Below are 16374 nucleotides of genomic sequence, written 5' to 3' on the forward strand. Positions count from 1 at the left end.
AATGTGATAAAATAACATTATATTACATATGAAGGTGGTAGGATGTTATATGGAGCTAAAAGAAAAAATAAAAAGAGTCGCCATATACCTTAGAAAATCACGAAATAATGAAGGGGAAGAGACTGAAGAAACCTTAGCAAAACACAGAAAACGCTTGTTAGATATTGCAGAAAAAAAACAACTGGGAGAGCAAATTATTTCAAGAAGTCGGAAGTTCAATGGATGAAAATCGACCAGAGTTCAAAAAATGATATGTGAAATTAAAGAAAATCTTTTTGATGCTGTTTTATCTGTTAACCTTGCACGTGTTACTAGAGACGATGCGGAGACACCTAGATTTATGAGTTTATTAAGACAAGAAGATGTGCTCTTTATTACCGACAGTGAACGAATATATGACTTAGAAATACAAGAGGATTGGCAAGCGTTAAAATTCACCGGGTTCGTTAATAACTGGGAGTATGAAAATATAAAAGCGCAGCTAAAGAAGGGGAAAAAGGATAGTGCAAAGTTAGGCAGGTGGTCTAACGGAACCCCACCATTTGGATATATATATATAACCCTATAGAAAAAAGAGTGGAAATTGATGAAGAACAGGCAAAAGGTGTTAAGTTAGCCTTCCAATTGGTCCTAGATGGAATTGGTGTTGATAATATCGCTATCAACCTAAACCAGCTGGGTTATCGAACTAAAAGAGGGAATTTATTTAGTGGAAAAAGCATTGAAAGAATGATCCGTTTTGAAATTTACAAAGGGTGGATAGTGTCCAATCGGTTGAAAGGAAGGAATACTCACCAAGGAAAATTAAGACCTAAAGAACAATGGATTATTGTTAAAGATGCAGTAAAGCCTTGCATTATTGAAGAAGAAACGTGGGACCTAGCCAATGAAAAGTTAACCCTTAGACAAGGCCTTGCCCCAAGAGCAAGACAACGAAGACACGGTTTATCAAATTTGATTAAATGTGCTTTCTGTGGAAGGACTCACTCTGTGACCATTAGAAAAGATCGAAAACAGAAAAAGGAACTTAAACCTTGCAATAGGAAAGACCCTTTAGGCAACAGTTGCTATAACAGAGGCTTAAATTATAATTCTATGATGGATCTCATAATAACCAGAATAAAAATTAGGCGGGAAGAAATAATTGCTGAACTTCAAAATTTAAAAGAAGAATCCCAACCTTTTGATTCTAAAGTTATTAAAATACAAATGAATGAAGAACGAATAAGAAAAGTTCAAAAAGCACTGAAAAATTAGAAATGTCAGAGTAGATTCACTATCAGAAGTTAAGATTTCATTACTAATATTTCCTCTATAATTTGTATAAACTAATTATGAATTAATATAAATCTAATCGAAAGAAGGTGATGGCTTAAGAAATGGGGAAAATATCTTACCCGGATATCATATGGATAAGGAACATTGGATTTCAGTTGTTTTAGAACGGACAGATCCAGAAGGCGAAATCTATAACTTAATCGAGCAGTGCTTTCATTTAACCAAGTGAAGATAAAGAGTGTTCCTGCTAATCGAGCTGCGGAGAGTAGTGGGCGCTTTCATGTTAGGATATTGTTCTTCACTTTGTCCACAAATGCAACTTAGTCCATCTGGTGTGTGAGTGGGAGAAGAATTTCTACCAACTTCTTATGTAAAAGGATGAATAGTTATGACAAATAACTTAAAACAGAGAAGAATAGTGTTAGATTTAGCAGTTACTTTAGATGGTTTTATTGAAGGGAAAAATGGAGAAGTTGATTGGTGCATTATGGACCCTGATATGGGGTTTACTGATTTCTTAAATCAAATTGATACTATTTTATATGGTAGAAAAAGCTACGATTTATGGGGACAATATATTCCAAAAAATGAAGACCCTGATACAGAAAAGGAAATTTGGAAACTGGTTCATAGTAAAAAGAAATATGTTTTTTCCAGAACACAAAATGAGATTGACAATCAAGCCATATTTATAAATGATAATATTCTTGAAGAAGTAAATAAATTGAAGAAAAAGCCTGGCAAAGACATCTGGCTATATGGTGGAGCGAGTCTCATTACAACTTTTATAAATTTGGGGCTTATTGATGTATTTAGATTATCTATTCACCCTGTTGTTTTGGGAGAAGGAAAACCGTTGTTTATTGATGTAAAACAGAGGATAAATTTAAAAGTGGTGAATACAAGAACATTTTCCTCTGGTGTTGTGCAAATCGTTTATCATTGGAATGGCTAAAAAAATCTTTCCCTCCAAAATATACATTGTGAGGTAACACTCGACAGTTATTTTTCTTATTGAACTAAAGGGGAATCTTCCTCAGATGTTTTCATTTGAATCAATGACAAAAGATGGCCGTGCTCTTTGTAGTGGTGAAACTGTGATTCTCCAAAAAGAAATCAATCCATTTATTAGTGTGCTTCGAGAACATGATCTTATTGTAACTTCACTTCATAATCACTGGTTGTTTGATAAACCAAGACTGATGTATATTCATTTCAAATCAATTGATAAACCTATCAACTTCGCATTAAAAGTAAGAGATGCATTAAAAGTTCTTACTGATAAAGAAGTTAGAGGTTAACATTATTTTGAGCAAAAAAAAGCGATTTAAAAAAATCGCTTTTACATATGCTAAGGTAAAGTATTGATTCAAGAAAGAAGGTGATCCCATGCCAACTAACAATAAACCCAATAGATTAATCGCTGAGAAGTCTCCATATTTACTTCAACACGCCCACAACCCTGTGGACTGGTTCCCGTGGGGGGAAGAAGCATTTGAAAAAGCAAAACGCGAAAACAAACCGGTTCGGTCAGCATCGGCTATTCAACATGCCATTGATGGCCTAGGATAATCAACTCGTGTAGTACTCCATTAAAAGATAACAGAAGCCATTTTAAACGATAATACCATTTGTTCAAATAATACAGTTTACCTTTTATGTCATCCATTTTTTAAAACCTGTAATCCGTAACCATGCGGTAGCAGGTTTTTTCATTTGCTTGACTTAGAGTTAACTCTAAGTTGTAAACTAACTTTAATCAAAAGAGAGGGATGATGTTTGTTGTATTCCATTAGTAAAGCTGCTGAAAAGACTAGTATTAGCTCGTATACATTAAGATATTACGAAAAGATTGGGTTACTTCCACCACCAAAACGAAAAAACAGTGGAAGGCGTTTTTATACAGAGACTGATATTCAGTTCATGACATTCCTGAAAAGTTTAAAGGAAACAGGTATGTCTTTGGAGGATATGAATGAGTTTGTCAAAGACGGCTGTATTTTGGAAAAAATCAATTCGGATGTTACATCAGCACAACTCTCCCCATCTATAAATAAACGTATTGAGATTTTAACCAAGCACTTAGAGAAAATGGAAATTAAAAAAAGGGAGCTGGAAGAAGTGATTTCTACTACAAAAGGAAAACTGGATACATATTATTCAATTTTGAAAGAGGAAGTGGAAAACAAATGAAACATTTAAATATATACCTGATGTTACTTGGTTTCTCTATTTTCACGGGAGCTACTTTTCATCTTGCAAAATATACAGTTGGATATTTTTCTCCATCGTCTTCTGCGGCATGGCGTTTCGGTTTAGCGGCTGCAGTGATGCTCATCATTTTGATTTTTACTGAAGGTATAAAGAAAAGTCAATTACGGAAGAATGCCGTTCTATACATTGTGCTTGGGATTATAGGGATCTTTGGATTTAATGCTTTGTTTTTTGTTGGTTTGAAATATACATCTCCCGTTAACGGAGCATTAATAATGGGGCTGAATCCTTTATTAACAGCAATTCTCGCTCGAATTATCTTAAAGGACAAAATGACAAAAAAACAAGGTCTCGGCATATTCTTTGCTTTCATCGGTGTATTGTTAGTGATTACACAAGGATCTATAGAAACCATTAAAACCTTATCAATTTCAGGCGGAGATTTAATAATCTTTACAGGTAACGTTTGTTGGGCACTTTATGGTGTACTTGGACGTCGGTTTGTAAAAGATGGTACTCCGCTATCTACAACCACTTATACGATGGTTATCGGTGCTATTAGTTTAATAGTAGTTTCCTTATTTACATCCAACCCTGTTTCTTTATCGAACATCCCGATTGGAGTTTGGGGGGCAATTGCCTTTATGGCTTTCTTTACAAGTGTTTTGGGTTACCTATGGTGGAATCAGGGGATTAAGGAGATTGGGGCAGGAAAAACATCTTTATTTTTCAACCTTGTTCCCGTTGTAACGATGATTATTTCATTTGCCGTTGGAACACCGATAAAGGTATTTCAAGTTATTGGGGCTGTGTTAGTTATATTAGGGGTTTTAACCGCTTCGGGGGTAATACGTATTCCTAAGTACAATACTAAAGAACAGTCAGCTATATAAAGAAATAGGGATTATTTTTGAGAAAATGTGTTAAGTTAAATATACACTAATTATAGGAAGAAGGTGATCCCATGCCAACTAACAATAAACCCAATAGATTAATCGCTGAGAAATCACCTTATTTGCTTCAACACGCCCGTAACCCAGTTGACTGGTACCCGTGGGGAAAAGAAGCCTTCGAAAAAGCAAAACGCGAAAACAAGCCGGTTCTCGTCAGCATCGGCTATTCAACATGCCATTGGTGCCACGTCATGGCTCATGAAAGCTTCGAGGATGAGGAAATTGCGCGTCTCCTCAATGAACGGTTTGTGGCGATTAAAGTGGACCGGGAAGAGCGCCCTGATGTTGATTCTGTTTATATGAGAATCTGCCAACTGATGACCGGACAGGGCGGCTGGCCGCTGAATGTGTTTATTACGCCTGATCAGAAGCCATTTTACGCGGGTACATATTTTCCGAAGACGAGTAAATATAATCGTCCGGGCTTTGTTGACGTGCTTGAGCATCTTTCAGAAACGTTTGCGAACGATCGTGAGCATGTCGAGGATATTGCAGAAAACGCCGCTAAACATTTACAGACAAAAACAGCGGCTAAAACAAGTGAGGGGTTGAGCGAATCAGCGATCCATCGGACATTCCAGCAGCTTGCCAACGGTTTCGATACAATCTACGGCGGCTTCGGACAGGCGCCGAAATTTCCTATGCCTCATATGCTCATGTATTTGCTCCGTTATTATCACACGACGGGGCAGGAAAACGCTTTGTACAACGTCACGAAAACACTGGACAGCATGGCAAATGGAGGCATCTATGACCATATCGGCTATGGGTTTGCCCGCTATTCGACCGATGATGAGTGGCTCGTCCCTCACTTTGAAAAAATGCTGTATGACAATGCGCTCCTGCTGACAGCCTATACTGAAGCTTATCAAGTTACGCAAAACAGCCGTTACAAAGAGATTTGTGAGCAGATCATTACGTTTATTCAACGGGAAATGACCCATGAAGACGGGAGCTTTTTCTCCGCTTTAGACGCGGATACAGAAGGCGAAGAAGGAAAGTACTACGTGTGGTCAAAAGAAGAGATCTTGAAAACGCTCGGAGAGGATCTCGGCACGCTGTATTGCAATGTGTATGACATCACAGAAAAAGGAAACTTTGAGGGCAAAAACATTCCCAACCTCATTCATACCAAGCGGGAACAAATCAAAGCGGATAGCGGCTTAACCGAAGAAGAGCTCAGCCGCAAGCTTGAAGATGCAAGACTGAAACTGTTAGAGACGCGTGAAGAAAGAACATATCCGCATGTTGATGATAAGGTGCTGACGTCATGGAACGCACTACTGATTGCGGGTCTCGCTAAAGCGGCAAAGGTATTCCAGGAACCACAATACCTCACCTTGGCTGAAGACGCTATCACCTTTATTGAAAACAATGTAATCATCGACGGCCGGGTGATGGTTCGGTATCGTGACGGCGAAGTGAAAAACAAAGGATTTATCGACGATTATGCCTTTCTCTTATGGGCTTATCTCGACCTCTATGAAGCCTCGTTTGATCTATCATATTTAGAAAAAGCGAAGAAGCTGTCAGACGATATGATCGATTTGTTTTGGGACGAGGAGCATGGAGGGTTCTACTTTACCGGACACGACGCAGAAGCGTTAATTGTCAGAGAAAAAGAAGTGTACGATGGCGCCGTGCCTTCAGGAAACAGCGTGGCAGCCGTTCAGCTTCTACGCCTCGGGCAAGTCACAGGCAATTTGTCGCTGATTGAAAAAACCGAAACGATGTTTTCCGTGTTCAAGCCTGAAATCGAGGCATACCCGAGCGGCCACTCTTTCTTTATGCAAAGTGTGTTAAAACATATGACGCCTAAAAAGGAAATTGTGATTTTTGGGCGCCCGGACGATCCAGACAGAAAACAAATCACAAGCGCGCTTCAACAGGCCTTTATTCCAAACGATTCCATCCTGGTGGCAGAGCATCCCGACCAGTGCAAAGACATTGCGCCATTCGCGGCTGACTATCGCATCATAGACGATCAAACAACCGTGTATATTTGTGAAAATTTCGCCTGCCAGCAGCCGACAACAGACATCGAAGAAGCCTTACAAACATTAAAAAGCAGCAGGGATTAAACGCCTTGCTGCTTTCTTTTTGATCTCTTATGGTATTGTACAACGATAAACGCAAAGAAAAGATTAACGACAACCGTAAAGAAAGTCTCCCACATCGGATTTCCCCGTGTGATGGCAAATAATGAAGGAATATCTCCATATACACTGTTTTTTTCAGTAATAAAAAGACATAAAAACATATTATTCGCGGCATGCACACCAAGTGAAATTTCAAGGCTGCCTGTTTTGACCGTGTAATACGTTAAAAGAATCCCAATTGTTACATACTCAATGCCTGCCCAAAAAGCGCCATTACTCATTTCAGGATTGCCAAAGTGTACAACCCCAAATAGACCGCCGACAATCAGCGTCAACACAAAAGGGTTCTTTATTACTTTTCCAAAAGCCTGCAATAAAAATCCCCTAAAAAACAGTTCTTCTGCAGAAGTCTGGAGCGGCACCAATAACAGAGTTGCCACAAGCAGCCAGAGAAAACGTGAGGCGTCAAAATCCTGAAAAGTGTATTTCGCCGGATGAATCGCATAATCAATCCCCTGAACCACAGCCATCAGCAAGAAATAAGCGAGAAAGCCAAAGAAAATGCTGCGCCAGTTGATTTTTGCATGCGGTGTAATGACTGACCGAAACGGGCGTTTCAGGATAAATCGAACAGCCAGCCAAACCCCAGGAATCGCAAATACATAAACGATATGAGCTAAAAACAGATCAGCCAAAGAATCGGTTAACATACCTGTATCCACATCAAACGCGATATTCGGACTTAAAAGTGCAGTCAATAACATCATAAATACATACACAATGCTTCCAAAAAAGAATAAGCCAACCATCGCCAAAAAGGAGAAAAAATATCTCCACAATGTATTGTTTCCTTCTAGAGGACGGATAAATGAATTCATTCCTTCTATGACTCTTCCTTTCAATGAGAATATTACTATATATTTGCATAATTTGGTCTATTAATCTAATGTTTTGGAATCTTTTAAACGAAATTAAGGCGAAAAGTGTGAATTTAGTTCTTTCATCTAGTGATTTGAACTCTGTCCCCAATGAATCATGATACTTATAATAATGCCAAGAGGGGAATGTTCAGTCTTTCTCCCGCTATTAAAAAAGGGGGTTTTTTATGAATACGGGCGTCAAACAGAAACATACATATCCTTTTTCAAACGCGGCAAACCGTTTAGACCGCCTCCCGATTTCACGTGTCCACTTTCAAGTACTAACCGCTCTCGGCATTGTTTACTTCTTTGATCTTGCGGATTTATTTACTCTCAGCAATGTAGCGCCGGCACTGATCGAGCATTGGGGCATCCAGCTTTCAACCATTGCCAATGTAACGGCTGCTTCGTTTTTAGGCATGTTCTTGGGAGCATCACTTGGGGGACGGCTTTCAGATCGAATCGGCCGAAAAAAAGCCTTGAACCTATTTGTCTTCATTTTCTCAATCGCATCGTTATGCAATGCCGCAGCATGGGACATCCCATCCTTAATGGCGTTTCGTTTCCTCACTGGGTTTGGCGTCGCAGCTGCCATGATCATCACCAATAGCTATTTAGCAGAATTTTTCCCGTCCAGTGTTCGCGGAAAATATATTTCTTTCTGTGCCATGATCGGCTTGATCGGCGTTCCGATCACCAATATCGTATCAGCCTTTGTCATTCCGCTCGGCTCATGGGGATGGAGACTTGTCTTTGTGTGGGGCGCTGTTGGTCTTATATATTTTTTCTTTATTCGGCGGCTGGAGGAATCACCCCGCTGGCATGAAAATCGCGGTGAATATGAAAAAGCCGACGCTATCCTGAAAAGGATTGAAGCAAGCGTTGAAAAAGAAAAAGGCCCGCTTCCTGCTCCGGCGCCGCAAACCTCAAGCGGACAAGTCCAACATGCGGGTTACGCGGGATTATTAAAGGGGAAAAACCTTAAAATAACCATTGTGTTATCCGCGGTATGGATTTTTGAAACCTTTGGATTCTACGGCTTTGCCTCCTGGGTTCCCAGCCTGCTGAAAAGCAACGGGGTCACGATGGAAAATACATTATGGTATAACGTATTGCACTCGGTCGGCGCTCCGCTCGGCGCATTGCTGGGTTCAATGATTTCTGAAAAATTTCAGAGAAAGTGGATATTGGCCGCCAGTGCGTTTCTGACTGCCATCGCAGGTCTTTTATATGGCATGACCTTCATTCCAATCATGATTATCGTGTTTGGTTTCATCGTCAATATTACGGAACGGGTTTTCACATCCAACTTATATGCGTATACATCTGAGCCTTTCCCAACAGAATATCGCTCGTCAGGCAGCGGTTTAGCTTATGGGCTCGGGCGCTTTTCGAACATCTTCGGATCATTGCTCGTCGGTTTTATCGCAGTTCAGCTCGGCTATGTCAGCGTCTTTTTCTTTATAGGCGGCTGCTGGCTCGCATGCTCCATTTTGTTAATCTGCTTCGGCCCCAATACGAATGCCAAGCAGATATAAAAAGTCAGTGCGGCGTTAACCGCACTGATTTCAATTCAATTCCTTCAGCTTTCTCGCGGGGTTTCCCCCTACAACCGTATTCGCAGGCACATCCTTTGTCACTACGGAACCCGAAGCAATCACCGCGTTATCGCCGATCGTCACTCCCGGGTTTATTACTGCCCGTCCGCCTATCCAAACATTATCTCCTATTGTAACAGGCTTACCGAACTCCTTCCCCGACTTCCTTTCAAGCGGGTCGAGAGGGTGACCTGCCGTGTAGATATGCACCCCTGGAGCAATCAAACAATCACGTCCTATACGAACTTCACAAACATCAAGAATGACACAGTCAAAATTAACAAATGTACGATCCCCCATATGAATGTGATAGCCGTAATCACAGCGGAATGTCGGCAAAATGGCGACTTGATCACCGATCGAACCCAGCAGATTTTTCAAAAGTTCCGTTCGCACTGACTCATCTTCTGGTGATTCGTTATATTGTTTAATCAGATTTCTCGCATGTTTACGCTCTAGTGATAATTCACGGTCTTCCGAATTGTATAATTCTCCGGCTGCCATTTTTTCTTTTTCTGTCAGCATTCAAGTCACTCCAAGCTTTTAAATTGTAATCTCTATTAGATTTCCTTCCTCATCTTCAATTACGCTTTCATAGTAGCCGTCCCCCGTCGTCCTTGGGCCGCTAACTACAGCGAATCCGTCCTGCTTTAACCTTTCTGTCAGTTCATCAACATTCTCTTTGCTTCCAGTGGAAAAAGCGATATGCGCCCAGCCTGTCATTGTTTGTGACGGCTGATCAGTCACATCTCCTTTTTTCATGATTTCCAGCCTAGCTCCGGAATCAAACGTCATAAAATACGACTTAAAATCTTTCTTCTCATTATGATAAAGAGAATTGGCTTTGCCATGAAAGTACGTTTCATAAAAAGCCTTCATTCGCTCTAAATCACTGACCCAGATGGCCGTGTGCTCAATACGCATGTCTTCCTCCTCCTTTGTCTTTCAATGAAGTTATAAGGTATGAAATGCATTTCAGTTCAAGCTTTTTTCATGAATTGGTGGAGAATTTTTATATCTTTGGGACGCTCCTGCAAAAATAACGAAAATGCTGCGGTGCCCAGCTGCTCAAGATTCAGATCAAGCGATGGGAAACAGAGGGCGCGGCTGATAGAAGAATTTCCTTCTCCAATGATCTCAACATCCCAGTCTTTCTTTTTGGCAAATACATATATTCCGGCTGCCACTTCATCACTGTTTGCATAAATAGCTGTTGGAGCCTGGCCGCTTGTATAGAAATACGCACCCGCCTGCTCTCCGTCGTCCATATGATTACAGCCAGTCAGCATATGGCGGTCCTCCAGGCTTCCATAGACGGCCTGATAAGCCGCTGCTTTATCCGCTGTACTCGGGCTCTTGTCGGCGCTTCTCACGCTTGTAAAAGCGATATGTTCATGTCCGCGGTTCTTTAGATATCGAAAGCTTTCTATGTAGGCTGCTTTTCTGTCATTGTAAGCACAAGGAATATCCATGTCTCCAGTATCCTCACAAGCGATAATCGGTCCATATTCTTGATAGGCTATCATACTGTCCCAGTGATTGGCTCGTGATGTAATAATAAGGCCATCTATTTTTTTCATTCTTAACAGCTCTACATATTTGATTTCAATGTCGGGGTTATAGTTGGTAGGGAGGAGGGTTGTTGCATATTCATGTCTAAATGCCGCCTTTGTGATGCCGTTTACGATTTTATCAAAGCAAGGGTGATCGCTGTAAGGCAGGATTACACCGATCGTTTGAGTCTTGCCGCGAATAAGATCGATCGCAGTTCGATTCGGTGTGTAGTCTAATTCCTCCATGACTTGACGCACCAGCTTCCTTTTTTCTTCAGACACATACGGATGATGATTCAGTACACGTGACACAGTCGAAACAGATACATTCGCCAATCTCGCAATCTCTTTTATGTTTGCCATCTCTTTCTCCTTTTTCATCATAAAAAAAGCAGTAAGTCTCAATCCTTACTGCTATCTCATCATATATTGATCGTAAGTTCAACAGGGCAATGGTCGGAGCCCAAGACGTGTGCTGATATCTTGGCATCATCAATCTGCCCCTTAAGACTCTCAGAAACAATAAAGTAATCCAGACGCCAGCCGATATTTCTGTCCCGGGCACCCGCACGATACGACCACCAGGAATAAGCGCCTTCCAGATCAGGGTATAAATAACGGAATGAGTCGATAAAGCCGGCTTCCAAGAAACGAGTGAATGCTCCTCTTTCTTGATCAGAAAAACCCGCGTTACTCCGGTTTGCTTTTGGATTCTTCAAATCAATTTCCTGATGAGCCACATTTAAATCACCGCACAGGATAACCGGTTTTTTCTTGTCCAATTCGAGAATAAACGCTAATAAAGCCTCTTCCCATTGCAAACGGTAATCAATGCGTTCCAGCCCTCTTTTTGCATTAGGCGTGTAAACGGTCATCACATACACGTTTTCAAATTCCAGCGTAATCACTCTGCCCTCTTGATCATGCTCTTCTATTCCGATTCCGTACATGACACGCAGCGGCTCTTGTTTTGAAAAAACAGCCGTGCCGGAATATCCTTTTTTCTCTGCATAGTTCCAATATACATGATAGCCTTCTGGTTCAAGATCCACTTGTCCGTCCTGAATCTTTGTTTCCTGAAGACATACAACATCGGCATCCTCTTCTTTCAAGTAAGAGAGGAAATCCATTTTTCTCATGACAGCCCGCAGGCCGTTTACATTCCAAGAAATCAGCTTCATATTTGTTTCATCCCCCCTATAAAAAAGAGCAAGAACCCGAAGGTCCTTGCTCTTTACGTATCAGCTTACTCACCAGTTACGTATGGAAGTAAAGCCATTTGACGAGCGCGTTTGATCGCTGCAGTCAATTTACGTTGGTATTTAGCGTTTGTTCCAGTTACACGACGTGGTAAAATTTTACCGCGCTCAGAAACAAACTTTCTAAGAAGATCTACATCTTTGTAGTCGATGTGCGTGATACCGTTAGAAGTGAAATAACACACTTTACGGCGCTTCGCACGACCGCCTCTGCGTCCTCCTGCCATTGTCATTTCCCTCCTTTCTTTGTCAATTTAGCGATATTCTCATTAGAATGGAAGATCATCATCCGAGATGTCAATCGGCTTGCCGTCGTTGGCAAATGGGTCATCATTAAAGCTGTTCCCCTGATTGCGTCTCTGATTGTTTTGATTTCCCCCGAATGGATTATCATTTTGGCCTCCGCCAAAGTACTGGCCTCCGCCGCTGTTTCCTTCGTTGTATCCACCTGAACCAGAACCGCCGCCGCTTTTCGGCTCAAGAAATTGAACACTTTCAGCTTGGACCTCGGTCACGAAGACACGCTGCCCTTGCTGGTTTTCATAGTTTCTTGTTTGTAAACGGCCATCTACGCCTGCAAGGCTTCCTTTTTTCAGGAAGTTTGCAACGTTTTCGGCTTGTCTTCTCCAAGTGACACAATTAATGAAATCGGCCTCACGTTCTCCAGACTGGTTCGTAAATGTACGATTCACAGCAAGAGTAAACGTGGCAACAGCCGCACCGTTTGGCGTATAACGAAGCTCTGGGTCTTTTGTCAGTCTTCCGACTAATACAACTCGGTTAAGCATAAGAAAGACCACCTTTTACCATTATATATTTCAAAATTGCTTATTCTTCTTCTTTAACAACAATGTGGCGAATGATATCGTCACTGATCTTAGCTAGACGGTCAAATTCTTGAACTGCCGCAGCATCAGCTTGAACATTTACGATTTGGTAGAAACCGTCGCGGAAATCGTTGATTTCGTAAGCTAGACGACGTTTACCCCAATCCTTTGTTCCAGTGATCTCCGCACCGTTAGAAGTCAGAACGTTGCTGAAACGCTCGATAACTGCTTTTTTAGACTCATCGTCAATGTTTGGGCGGATAATGTACATAACTTCGTACTTTCTCATCTGTTTGCACCTCCTTTTGGACTAAGCGGCCCGTAATGGGCAAGGAGCAATAATTCTATTACTCACAATTTTATATTATACCAAAGCTCTTGTCCCTTTACAACTGCATCCTATACATTAAATCGGAAATGAATAACATCTCCGTCTTTTACCACGTAGTCTTTTCCTTCAAGACGGACTTTTCCGGCTTCCTTCGCTCCTGCCATGCCGCCGCCCGCAAGAAGATCATCATAAGCAACCGTTTCAGCGCGAATGAAGCCGCGTTCAAAGTCACTATGAATAATTCCAGCGCATTCTGGGGCCTTCATGCCTTTTTTGAATGTCCAAGCTCTGACTTCCTGCTCACCGGCTGTGAAATATGTTGCCAGCCCAAGCAGAGAGTAAGATGCTTTAATCAGCTGATCAAGACCTGACTCTTCAATTCCCAGCTCTTCAAGGAACATTTGCTTTTCATCGCCTTCAAGCTCAGCAATTTCAGATTCAATCTTCGCACAAACAACGATGACTTCTGCGTTTTCGCCGGCAGCGTATTTACGAATCTTCGCTACATATTCATTGCCAGACGGATCAGCCACTTCCTCTTCACTTACATTCGCAACATACAAAATAGGCTTTGAAGTCAGCAAATGAAGCTGCTTTACAAGCTTTTGCTGCTCTTCAGTAAACTCAACAGAACGAGCAGGCTTTTCATTTTCAAACGCTTCTTTCAGTTTAGACAAAATGTCAAACTCAAACACAGCCTCTTTATCTTTTTGCTTTGCAAGCTTGCTGACACGTGTAATCCGCTTTTCAACTGTTTCCATATCAGCGAGAATTAGCTCAAGATTGATCGTTTCGATATCATCAATCGGATCAACTTTACCGGAAACGTGTGTAATATTATCATCAGAAAAAGCACGGACAACGTGGCAGATCGCGTCAACCTGGCGAATATGAGAAAGGAATTTGTTACCGAGACCTTCTCCTTTAGACGCGCCTTTTACGATTCCTGCAATATCAGTGAATTCAAAAGCAGTCGGCACAGTCTTCTTCGGTTTGACCAGCTCAGTCAGCTTTCGCAGACGATCGTCCGGTACTTCTACAATTCCCACGTTCGGATCAATTGTACAGAACGGGTAGTTGGCTGATTCGGCACCGGCCTGTGTAATTGCGTTAAATAATGTTGATTTCCCGACGTTCGGCAAACCGACAATTCCAGCTGTTAAAGCCATTCTTTCATCTCCTCTATATAAAACCGTCATTGCATTAACGTATTTTGAACCTAGAGCAATTATAAGGAGGTTCACTGGAAAAGACAAGCTGACAAAAAAGCATTTTCAGCCTGCTGAACCCTCTCATTATGCTTTTTTCAAGCCCACTAAACAGTCAAAAAGCGTACTTCCCATTCCATTATCAGAATTTGTATCATTTGTCAGCGTATTAACGGAGCCGCCAAAAGCCGCCCACATGCCTTCATCTATATTTATCGTCTTCGGATGAGCCTGTTTCATCACTTTAACTTTACCATTCAAACGGCCCCGATCATTGAAAATGACAACCTCGTCTCCATCCTGAAGATTCTGCTCAGCCGCTATATCTGAAGAAATATCAACCTGTATGTGCTGAAGCTTCTCGATGAACGGAACATGCTGTGAATGATTAGAGCGCTGCGGATGAATGGACAAAAGCGTGTAAGGGTATTTTTCGGCAAGTTCTTCGTTATGGTAAACAGACTCCTCAGGCACTTCCAATTGAAGTGCACCGCTAAATCCTTTTTCTTCAGCTAAAGACGAGGTAAATTCAAATTTTCCGCTTGGCGTCAGAAACGTAAAGTCATCCCACGGCACCTGTTTAACCGGAAGCGGGAGGTGGCCTTTTTCTTTCAAGTGCTCAAGCGTTACACCGTCTGCCTCCAATGAAGAAAGCCCCATCTCCAAAAGTTCTTCAGTACTGTGTTTAAAAAGCTCTCCAAATCCAAGGCGCTTTGCAAGCTCTGACCATATCCATCTGTCTGACTTCGCTTCACCCTGCGGTTCCACCAGCTTCTTCCCATACTGAACATAATGATGGTACATACTGGAATAATAAATATCCTCTTCTTCAAAAACAGTGGCAGTCGGCAAAACATAGTCGCACAGCTTTGCCGTATCGGTCATGATGGAATCAATCGCTACTGTCACCGGAACCTTTTCAAACGCCTGTCTTACTTTATTGGTATTCGGCACCTGAGTCAGCGGGTTCCCGCATGTCACGATAATCATCTCGATCGCAGGATCATCAGCGGTTAAAACCTCTTCAGCCTGTGTCATCATTGAAAAAGAACGTGATTCCGTATTTAATTCTGGCAGCGTCAGCTTCGTTTTTGCAAAGCTTTCACCAATCTGGACATTGCCAAAATTTGCGCCGCCGCCTTTAATCCCAACGTTTCCGCTTGCCGCAACAAGCGCATCAATCCAGCGAATCGTCCCGCCGCCATTTTTGTACCGCTGCATACCAAGCCCCATAAAAGTAGACACTGGACCATCCGAATACAGACCTGCAAGAAACTCCAGCTCTTCCATCGTAGTTTCTGTTTTCGCAGTAAACTCCTCGAGAGAAACCGTGCTCAAAAGCTCTTTTACATCATCAAACCCGACAGAATGCTGAGAAATAAAATCCTCATCCGTTCTTCCCGTCTCGATCAGAACCTTCAAAACAGCCGCGGCAAGCCAGCCATCCATTCCCGGCTTTACAGAAATATAACGGTCAGCCAGTTTTGCAGTCGGATTAAAAATCGGATCAATCACCGTCAGCGTTGCGCCCTTTTTCTTTACCTGCTGCAAATGGTGATAAAGGTGCATATTTGTCCTTGATACATTTCTGCCCCACACAACGACGTGTTTGCTGTTGTAAATATCAAGCGGCCCGTGCCCATACGAACGGCCGAAATCCCAGCTTTGCGCCTCTATACCCGAGCCCCAGCAAATGCTTCCGACAATCTCAGTCACACCGCCATATGCATTAAAAAAACGCTGATCTAGCGCTTTTAACAAACCGTTATTGGCATAATCATGGCTGTGCAAAACTGCTGTTGTTTCTGACGTCTCCTTAATATCCCCAAGTTTATCGGCAATTTCATCAAGAGCCTGCTCCCAGGAAATCCGCACAAACTCGCCATTTTGTTTTTTCATCGGATAGCGAAGCCGATCAGGCGAATTTGTTTTCGTTTCTAGCATTCTGCCGCGGCCGCAGATTTTCCCTTCCGTAATCGGGTGGTTTGGATCTCCGTCCACTTTTGTTACCTTTCCGTCATCAACAGTCACCACAAAACCGCAGCTGTCCCAACAATTCAGAGGGCATGCTGACTGATGCACTTTGCTCATCGCCGTCTTCTCCTTACCTTCTATATGAAAAAGCATGAGTGTC

The 16374-nt window shown here is 42.0% G+C and carries 18 protein-coding genes and 3 pseudogenes; 11 read left to right on the plus strand and 10 right to left on the minus strand.

Going from position 1 to position 16374, the window contains the following annotated elements; all coding sequences use genetic code 11:
* Nucleotides 1–49: 49 nt before the first annotated feature.
* The 10 genes and pseudogenes from LNN34_RS21115 (at nt 50) to LNN34_RS21160 (ending at nt 6526) form a co-directional block, all read left to right on the plus strand.
* Nucleotides 50–226, plus strand: coding sequence for a hypothetical protein (locus LNN34_RS21115; protein WP_229044535.1), 177 nt, complete (start codon nt 50–52; stop codon nt 224–226).
* 21 nt (nt 227–247) lie between these two features.
* Nucleotides 248–568, plus strand: a complete 321-nt coding sequence (locus LNN34_RS21120) for a recombinase family protein (RefSeq protein ID WP_229044537.1) — start codon at nt 248–250, stop codon at nt 566–568.
* 8 nt (nt 569–576) lie between these two features.
* Complete coding sequence (locus LNN34_RS21125; protein WP_229044539.1) at nt 577–1257, plus strand: recombinase family protein; 681 nt, start codon at nt 577–579, stop codon at nt 1255–1257.
* 109 nt (nt 1258–1366) lie between these two features.
* Nucleotides 1367–1507: pseudogene (locus tag LNN34_RS21130) on the plus strand (MmcQ/YjbR family DNA-binding protein); the annotation flags it as partial.
* Between the two features lie 159 nt (nt 1508–1666).
* The gene (locus LNN34_RS21135) at nt 1667–2233 is read left to right on the plus strand and encodes a dihydrofolate reductase family protein (protein WP_229044542.1); all 567 of its coding nucleotides are present in this window, start codon (nt 1667–1669) and stop codon (nt 2231–2233) included.
* Nucleotides 2234–2309: 76 nt separating this feature from the next.
* A pseudogene (locus LNN34_RS21140) lies at nt 2310–2579 on the plus strand (DUF1259 domain-containing protein); the annotation flags it as partial.
* An 88-nt stretch (nt 2580–2667) separates the two neighbouring features.
* Nucleotides 2668–2834 (plus strand): annotated as a pseudogene (locus tag LNN34_RS21145) (DUF255 domain-containing protein); the annotation flags it as partial.
* Nucleotides 2835–3057: 223 nt separating this feature from the next.
* Nucleotides 3058–3471 (plus strand): MerR family transcriptional regulator, encoded by a 414-nt coding sequence (locus LNN34_RS21150; RefSeq protein ID WP_052330394.1) that lies wholly within the window; start codon nt 3058–3060, stop codon nt 3469–3471.
* Nucleotides 3468–4385: a DMT family transporter gene (locus tag LNN34_RS21155; protein WP_229044544.1), complete on the plus strand. Its 918-nt coding sequence runs from the start codon at nt 3468–3470 to the stop codon at nt 4383–4385. Before LNN34_RS21150 ends, LNN34_RS21155 begins: the two co-directional genes overlap by 4 nt.
* 71 nt (nt 4386–4456) lie before the next feature.
* A complete protein-coding gene (locus tag LNN34_RS21160; protein ID WP_229044545.1) occupies nt 4457–6526 on the plus strand; it encodes a thioredoxin domain-containing protein in 2070 nt (689 codons plus the stop codon).
* Here LNN34_RS21160 and LNN34_RS21165 read toward each other — a convergent pair.
* Entirely contained in the window at nt 6523–7422 is a 900-nt protein-coding gene (locus tag LNN34_RS21165) for a CPBP family intramembrane glutamic endopeptidase (RefSeq protein ID WP_106295238.1), read from the minus strand. The two genes, LNN34_RS21160 and LNN34_RS21165, sit on opposite strands and share 4 nt — an antisense overlap.
* Nucleotides 7423–7649: 227 nt before the next feature.
* Between LNN34_RS21165 and LNN34_RS21170 the strand changes: the two genes are divergently transcribed.
* A complete protein-coding gene (locus LNN34_RS21170) occupies nt 7650–9002 on the plus strand; it encodes an MFS transporter (protein ID WP_202646832.1) in 1353 nt (450 codons plus the stop codon).
* A gap of 30 nt (nt 9003–9032) precedes the next feature.
* Here LNN34_RS21170 and LNN34_RS21175 read toward each other — a convergent pair whose 3' ends face one another.
* From LNN34_RS21175 to LNN34_RS21215, 9 genes are all read right to left on the minus strand, one after another.
* The gene (locus tag LNN34_RS21175; protein ID WP_229044547.1) at nt 9033–9587 is read right to left on the minus strand and encodes a maltose acetyltransferase domain-containing protein; all 555 of its coding nucleotides are present in this window, start codon (nt 9585–9587) and stop codon (nt 9033–9035) included.
* A gap of 18 nt (nt 9588–9605) precedes the next feature.
* Complete coding sequence (locus LNN34_RS21180) at nt 9606–9986, minus strand: VOC family protein (protein ID WP_059335345.1); 381 nt, start codon at nt 9984–9986, stop codon at nt 9606–9608.
* A gap of 56 nt (nt 9987–10042) precedes the next feature.
* Nucleotides 10043–10978, minus strand: a complete 936-nt coding sequence (locus LNN34_RS21185) for a LacI family DNA-binding transcriptional regulator (protein WP_095712549.1) — start codon at nt 10976–10978, stop codon at nt 10043–10045.
* Between the two features lie 59 nt (nt 10979–11037).
* Nucleotides 11038–11796 (minus strand): exodeoxyribonuclease III, encoded by a 759-nt coding sequence (gene xth, locus LNN34_RS21190; protein ID WP_229044549.1) that lies wholly within the window; start codon nt 11794–11796, stop codon nt 11038–11040.
* Nucleotides 11797–11861: 65 nt separating this feature from the next.
* Nucleotides 11862–12101 (minus strand): 30S ribosomal protein S18, encoded by a 240-nt coding sequence (gene rpsR / locus LNN34_RS21195; protein WP_010332656.1) that lies wholly within the window; start codon nt 12099–12101, stop codon nt 11862–11864.
* 42 nt (nt 12102–12143) lie between these two features.
* Complete coding sequence (gene ssbA / locus LNN34_RS21200) at nt 12144–12662, minus strand: single-stranded DNA-binding protein SsbA (protein ID WP_010332657.1); 519 nt, start codon at nt 12660–12662, stop codon at nt 12144–12146.
* 40 nt (nt 12663–12702) lie between these two features.
* Complete coding sequence (gene rpsF, locus LNN34_RS21205) at nt 12703–12990, minus strand: 30S ribosomal protein S6 (RefSeq protein ID WP_010332658.1); 288 nt, start codon at nt 12988–12990, stop codon at nt 12703–12705.
* Between the two features lie 110 nt (nt 12991–13100).
* Nucleotides 13101–14201 (minus strand): redox-regulated ATPase YchF, encoded by a 1101-nt coding sequence (gene ychF / locus LNN34_RS21210; protein ID WP_229044551.1) that lies wholly within the window; start codon nt 14199–14201, stop codon nt 13101–13103.
* Between the two features lie 126 nt (nt 14202–14327).
* Complete coding sequence (locus LNN34_RS21215) at nt 14328–16331, minus strand: molybdopterin-dependent oxidoreductase (protein ID WP_229044553.1); 2004 nt, start codon at nt 16329–16331, stop codon at nt 14328–14330.
* Between the last annotated feature and the right edge of the window lie 43 nt (nt 16332–16374).

Origin of the sequence: Bacillus sp. AF23 (genome assembly GCF_020861455.1) — a bacterium.
GTDB classification, from domain to species: Bacteria; Bacillota; Bacilli; order Bacillales; family Bacillaceae; genus Bacillus; species Bacillus halotolerans.

Bases quoted from the DNA above. Each gene is read 5' to 3' on its own strand.
- rpsR (WP_010332656.1), bottom strand. From the start codon at position 12,101: ATGGCAGGAGGACGCAGAGGCGGTCGTGCGAAGCGCCGTAAAGTGTGT.
- LNN34_RS21185 (WP_095712549.1), bottom strand. From the start codon at position 10,978: ATGGCAAACATAAAAGAGATTGCGAGATTGGCGAATGTATCTGTTTCG.
- ssbA (WP_010332657.1), bottom strand. From the start codon at position 12,662: ATGCTTAACCGAGTTGTATTAGTCGGAAGACTGACAAAAGACCCAGAG.
- LNN34_RS21180 (WP_059335345.1), bottom strand. From the start codon at position 9,986: ATGCGTATTGAGCACACGGCCATCTGGGTCAGTGATTTAGAGCGAATG.
- xth (WP_229044549.1), bottom strand. From the start codon at position 11,796: ATGAAGCTGATTTCTTGGAATGTAAACGGCCTGCGGGCTGTCATGAGA.
- LNN34_RS21115 (WP_229044535.1), top strand. From the start codon at position 50: ATGGAGCTAAAAGAAAAAATAAAAAGAGTCGCCATATACCTTAGAAAA.
- ychF (WP_229044551.1), bottom strand. From the start codon at position 14,201: ATGGCTTTAACAGCTGGAATTGTCGGTTTGCCGAACGTCGGGAAATCA.
- LNN34_RS21160 (WP_229044545.1), top strand. From the start codon at position 4,457: ATGCCAACTAACAATAAACCCAATAGATTAATCGCTGAGAAATCACCT.
- LNN34_RS21155 (WP_229044544.1), top strand. From the start codon at position 3,468: ATGAAACATTTAAATATATACCTGATGTTACTTGGTTTCTCTATTTTC.
- LNN34_RS21215 (WP_229044553.1), bottom strand. From the start codon at position 16,331: ATGAGCAAAGTGCATCAGTCAGCATGCCCTCTGAATTGTTGGGACAGC.
- rpsF (WP_010332658.1), bottom strand. From the start codon at position 12,990: ATGAGAAAGTACGAAGTTATGTACATTATCCGCCCAAACATTGACGAT.
- LNN34_RS21175 (WP_229044547.1), bottom strand. From the start codon at position 9,587: ATGCTGACAGAAAAAGAAAAAATGGCAGCCGGAGAATTATACAATTCG.
- LNN34_RS21120 (WP_229044537.1), top strand. From the start codon at position 248: ATGATATGTGAAATTAAAGAAAATCTTTTTGATGCTGTTTTATCTGTT.
- LNN34_RS21135 (WP_229044542.1), top strand. From the start codon at position 1,667: ATGACAAATAACTTAAAACAGAGAAGAATAGTGTTAGATTTAGCAGTT.
- LNN34_RS21170 (WP_202646832.1), top strand. From the start codon at position 7,650: ATGAATACGGGCGTCAAACAGAAACATACATATCCTTTTTCAAACGCG.
- LNN34_RS21165 (WP_106295238.1), bottom strand. From the start codon at position 7,422: ATGAATTCATTTATCCGTCCTCTAGAAGGAAACAATACATTGTGGAGA.